The organism is Paramuribaculum intestinale (assembly GCF_003024925.1).
In the GTDB taxonomy this organism is placed as follows: Bacteria; Bacteroidota; Bacteroidia; order Bacteroidales; family Muribaculaceae; genus Paramuribaculum; species Paramuribaculum intestinale.
Genome location: NZ_PUED01000373.1, coordinates 1 through 1,070, shown reverse-complemented (window position 1 = coordinate 1,070; position 1,070 = coordinate 1). Strand labels below are relative to the sequence as shown.

2 protein-coding genes are annotated in these 1,070 nt (G+C 46.8%); both read right to left on the bottom strand.

Annotated features, from left to right (window positions below; all coding sequences use genetic code 11):
- Positions 1-75 precede the first annotated feature (75 nt).
- Positions 76-348 (bottom strand): hypothetical protein, encoded by a 273-nt coding sequence (locus C5O24_RS13665; RefSeq protein ID WP_107036511.1) that lies wholly within the window; start codon positions 346-348, stop codon positions 76-78.
- 102 nt (positions 349-450) lie between these two features.
- Positions 451-1,070: helix-turn-helix domain-containing protein (locus C5O24_RS13660; protein WP_133165620.1), on the bottom strand; the 620-nt coding region annotated here is incomplete at its 5' end.

Below are 1,070 nucleotides of genomic sequence, written 5' to 3'. Positions count from 1 at the left end.
TGCAGATACAATATAGCTCAAAAACTCCTTTTGCCAACTCCCGTAAAGTCTTTTTCCGGGGGGCAATTTATCTGGTCAACCGGGGGGCAAATTCACTGAGTTTTTCCAGTTAATCACCTGTTCCTGACGGCGACAGCGCAGAAGTTCCCCTTTCTCAAGCATCGCCTGGTTGAAGTCGCGCTGCACCTTGTTGGTCGGGTTGCCATACAGGTAGATTCCAAGATACTCATGGCGCTGCATCTTGTTTGTTTTCGGGTTTCGGATTGGTGGATAGTAGTCAAAGTACAACGTGATCTTACCCGATTCAAGAAGACGCTGCCGCAAGGCGACTTTAGTGCATATATCCATACGAATTTTGTTTTTGAATGATTTGTTTCGGCGAAGTTCACTGGTTATCTCCCGGTTATCAAGTTATTAGACTGTTAACCTGCGGATAACCGATAACCTGCCTCATTTCAGCGTTGGAGGACGGAGAATCGCATCGATTTCCGACTTCAATATATAGGTATACTTGCCGACTTTCTTACGGCGCAGACCATGGTACTTCACATAGTTGTGAAGCTGATCATGGGTCAGATTGTACTCAGCCCGCACATTAGAGTATGAAATCCAGTCATCATCTTTCGGCGGTTCGGGCTTCGCTGCAAACACCCGGTCGCAGTGCGTCTTGCTCCAAAGTGTCTTTCCCCGGTGGTAGACCTTCGGAATATTGTGAGCCTTACCCTGAGCAAACACCCATGAATTGCTCACCCCGAACTTTGTGATAATCTCTTTCGTCGTGTAAAACTCCGAGATTGCTTCGCCGTTCTCATCAGATACCGAGGACTTGGCTTTGGACTTCCTGACATAGAGGCTTGTGCTAAGTAGTTCCTCTATGTCTATTCTACTGATACGTGTAACGCGGGAAGTGAGGCGGTATGCTTTCAACTTTCCATGATAAATGAGCTGATAGACCGCATTTCGTTTTACTCCCATAAGGTCAGCGGTCTCTTGAACTGACAGATACGCCCTATGAATTACCGATTCTTCTCTTTGGCGGATGATTGTTTCGATCACCATCGCTTCAGTCT

Bases quoted from the DNA above. Each gene is read 5' to 3' on its own strand.
- C5O24_RS13665 (WP_107036511.1), bottom strand. From the start codon at position 348: ATGGATATATGCACTAAAGTCGCCTTGCGGCAGCGTCTTCTTGAATCG.